At 67.7% G+C, this 3664-nt stretch carries 3 protein-coding genes; all 3 read left to right on the top strand.

Annotated elements, in window-relative coordinates:
* Nucleotides 1-60: 60 nt before the first annotated feature.
* From murD to murG, 3 genes are read left to right on the top strand one after another with little or no spacing between them, the layout of a single operon-like run.
* A complete protein-coding gene (murD, locus tag ASE88_RS02090) occupies nt 61-1224 on the top strand; it encodes a UDP-N-acetylmuramoyl-L-alanine--D-glutamate ligase (RefSeq protein WP_082466074.1) in 1164 nt (387 codons plus the stop codon).
* A gap of 20 nt (nt 1225-1244) precedes the next feature.
* Nucleotides 1245-2465 carry an FtsW/RodA/SpoVE family cell cycle protein gene (locus ASE88_RS02085; protein ID WP_414893267.1) on the top strand — a complete coding sequence of 407 codons (1221 nt, stop codon included), beginning with the start codon at nt 1245-1247 and terminating at the stop codon, nt 2463-2465.
* A complete protein-coding gene (gene murG, locus ASE88_RS02080) occupies nt 2462-3616 on the top strand; it encodes an undecaprenyldiphospho-muramoylpentapeptide beta-N-acetylglucosaminyltransferase (protein WP_056474782.1) in 1155 nt (384 codons plus the stop codon). The genes ASE88_RS02085 and murG overlap by 4 nt, the downstream gene beginning before the upstream one ends.
* The last annotated feature ends 48 nt before the right edge of the window (nt 3617-3664 follow it).

Raw genomic sequence — 3664 nt, 5'->3', positions numbered from 1 at the left:
GGGGGGGGGGGGGCTGTTCCGGGCGTTGCGCCTGCGGATGGCCCCCTCCACCCCCAGCCTTTGGCTGGCGGTCCCCCTCCCCGTGTCGGGGAGGATTTGCGTGTTGCACCGCTCGATGACCTAACGGGGTTCGACGCTTTGGTCGTGTCGCCGGGGGTGCCGTTGAATACGCATCCGCTGGCCGCGGTCGCGCGCGACGCGGGCGTTCCGGTCATTGGCGATATCGAGCTGTTCGCCCAAGCCCGCGCGGACCTGCCGCCGCACAAGGTTGTCGGGATCACCGGCACCAACGGCAAGTCGACGACCACCGCGCTGGTGCATCACATTCTCGAGACCGCCGGCATTCCCACGCTGATGGGCGGCAATATCGGGTTGCCGATCCTCGAGCAGGAGGCGCTGCCCGAGGGCGGGGTCTATGTGCTCGAGCTGTCGAGCTACCAGATCGATCTGACGCAGACGCTCGATTGCGACGTCGCGGTGCTGCTCAACATCACGCCCGATCATCTCGACCGGTATGATGGCTTCGAGGGCTATGCCGCGTCCAAGGCGCGGCTGTTCGCGATGCAGTCGGCCGGGCATGACGCAATCATCGGGATCGGCGATGCGCCGTCCGCTGCGATCGCGCGCGGGTTGTCCGCCAAGGGCGAGCATTTGACCAAGATCGCGCCCGGCGTGTGCATGTTTCAGGGCGACTGGCCCGCGTTGCAGGGGCCGCACAACGCGCAGAACGCGCTTGCCGCGATCGCTGTCGCCAAGGCGCTGGGCGTGAGCGAGGTCGATATCGATCGCGGGCTCGCCAGCTTCACGGGGCTACCGCACCGGATGCAGCAGATCGCGTCCTATGGCGGCGTCGCCTATGTCGATGACAGCAAGGCGACCAATCCCGAGAGCACCGCGCCCGCGCTCGCCGCGTTCGACCGGGTCCACTGGATCGTCGGCGGGCGCGCGAAGGGGGACGACCTCGACGCGTGCCGGCCTGCATTCGGGCATGTCGTCCGCGCCTACACGATCGGCGAGGCCGGGCCGAAATTCGCCGAGATCCTGGGCGGGTCGATGCCGGTCGAGACCGTCGGCACGCTCGACGCAGCAGTCCGCAGCGCCGCCGCGAACGCCAAGCCCGGCGACACGGTGTTGTTGTCCCCCGCTTGTGCTAGCTTCGACCAGTTTCGCGATTACGAAGCGCGCGGGGCGGCGTTCCGTGCCGCGGTAGAGTTGCTGGCATGACTGATATGCGCGCTGGGGCCATGGATATGGGCACACCGAAGAACGGGATCGTCGCGAAGATGAAGCGGCGTGGCGGGCGTGGCGATCAGTCGCCGCTGGGCACGTGGTTCTGGGATATCGACCGGATGCTGCTGCTGCTGACGCTGTTCCTGATCGCGATCGGGCTGATCGCGGTGGCGGCGGCGTCGCCGGCGAGCGCGGTCCGCTATTCGGGCGAGCATCACAAGATCGCGCCGCTCTATTATTTCTGGCGGCAGTTGATGTGGGTCGGCGTGTCGTTGCCGGTGCTGATCGGCGTGTCGATGATGCCCGTGTCGATGGCGCGGCGGATGGCGATCGGCGGATGTGCGCTGTTCGTGCTGATGCTGATGGTGACGCCGTTTATCGGCGTCGAGGCGAACGGCGCGCGGCGCTGGCTCGGCGTCGGTTTCGCGCAATTCCAGCCGTCCGAGTTTTTGAAACCGCTGTTCATCGTCACGGTCGCGTGGCTGTTGTCGTTGCGCGTGAAGGATTCGGAGCTGCCGACGGTACTGATCACCGGCGCGATGACCGCGGGCGTCGCGGTGCTGCTGATGCTGCAACCCGATTTCGGCCAGACGATCATCTTCTGTTCGGTGTGGCTGGCGCTGCTGATGATCGCGGGGACACCCGCCAAGGTGCTGATCGGGCTGATCGCGATGGCGCCGGCGGGGCTGGTCGCGGCCTATGTCTTCTACGGCGTGGCGCGGTCGCGGATCGACGCGTTCCTGTTTCCGGGCGTCGAGGGCGAGGGTGCGGGCGATCATTTCCAGACCAACGCGGCGCATAATACGCTGACCGCGGGCGGCTGGTCCGGGACCGGGCCGGGCGCGGGCGCGGCGAAGTTCGGGTTGCCCGAGGCGCATACCGATTACATCTTCTCGGTGATCGGCGAGGAATTCGGGCTGATTGCCTGTTCGGTGATCGCCGTAATCTTCCTGGCGATCGTCGTGCGCGTGTTCGTCAAGCTGCTGGACGAGCAGGACGAGTTCAAGCTGCTGGCGTCGGCGGGGCTTGCCACGCAGTTCGGCGCGCAGGCGCTGGTGAGCATGGCGGTGAACACTGGGCTCGCGCCGTCGAAGGGCATGACGCTGCCGTTCATCAGCTATGGCGGATCGTCGATGATCGCGCTTTCGGTCGGCATGGGGTTGCTGCTGGCGTTCACCCGGCGCAATCCGTTTCTCACGCGGAGCCCTTATGTCGTCCGCTGGAGTGGTGAATGAACGTCAACAAACCTCGGCATTATGTCCTGGCGGCCGGTGGCACCGGCGGACACATGGTCCCGGCAGCGGCGCTCGCGGCCGAACTGACCAAGCGCGGCCACCGCGTCGCGCTGGTCAGCGACGCGCGCGGCGTGCGCTTTCCCGGGCTGTTCGACGAGATCCAGACGCATGTCCTGCCCGCGGGCCGCTTTGCCGGCGGGCCGCTCGGCTGGGCGAAGGCGACGCGCGAGATGTGGCGCGGGCGGGCGATGGCGCGCGAACTGTACGCGACGTTCAAGCCGGCGGCGGTGATCGGGTTTGGCGGCTATCCGGCACTGCCCGCGCTGCTGGCGGCGTTTGCGGACAAGATCCCGACTGCTGTGCACGAGCAGAACGCGGTGCTGGGGCGCGTGAACCGCTTCGTCGCGGGGCGGGTGGATGCGATCGCGACCTCGTCCGAGCCGACCGAGCGGCTCGCACTCAAGCTGCTGGGCAAGACGCATCTGGTCGGCAATCCGGTGCGCGAGGCGGTGCTGGCGCTGCGATCGCGGCCCTATCCGCTGCTCGAGGAGGACGGGATCTTCCGCGTGCTTGTGACCGGCGGCAGCCAGGGCGCGAGCATCCTGTCGCAGGTGGTGCCCGATGGCCTCGCGATGCTGCCCGTCACGTTCCGGCGGCGGCTGCAGGTGACGCATCAGGCGCGGATCGAGGATATCGATGCGGTGCGCGCGAAATATGCCGAGCATCAGATCCCGGCCGAGCTGGCTACGTATCTTCCCGATATGCCCGAACAGCTCGCTTGGGCGCATCTTGTGATCGCACGCGCGGGTGCGTCGACGATTTCGGAACTGACCGCGGCGGGGCGTCCGGCGATCCTGGTGCCGTTGCCGAGTGCGACCGACGATCACCAGACCGTGAACGCGCGCGAGATGACTCGGGCCGGCGGCGCGCGGACGATCGCGCAGGGAGACTTTACCGCAGTGGAACTGGCCAAGCAGATGCAGAAACTCGGGCTCGACCCGGCCGCGTTGCAGAACGCGGCGGGCCGCGCGCGCAGTTGCGGGCGGCCGAATGCCGCAAGCGATCTGGCCGATCTGGTCGAGAGCCTCGACGCGCCTGTCTCGCGGATCCCGGTCGGTGCGCCGTCCAAGCCAAAGGCGCAGTTCGCATGAAGACGCTCGCAAAAATCCTCCCCGGGACGGGGAGGGGGACCGTGCGCA

Source organism: Sphingomonas sp. Leaf38 (assembly GCF_001421825.1).
Lineage (GTDB): Bacteria > Pseudomonadota > Alphaproteobacteria > Sphingomonadales > Sphingomonadaceae > Sphingomonas.
Note: the sequence above shows the minus strand (reverse complement) of the source record. Positions and strands in the feature narration are given on the sequence as shown.

Excerpts from the sequence above, each read along its gene's own strand:
- ASE88_RS02085 (WP_414893267.1), top strand. The coding sequence starts at position 1,245 with ATGGATATGGGCACACCGAAGAACGGGATCGTCGCGAAGATGAAGCGG.
- murG (WP_056474782.1), top strand. The coding sequence starts at position 2,462 with ATGAACGTCAACAAACCTCGGCATTATGTCCTGGCGGCCGGTGGCACC.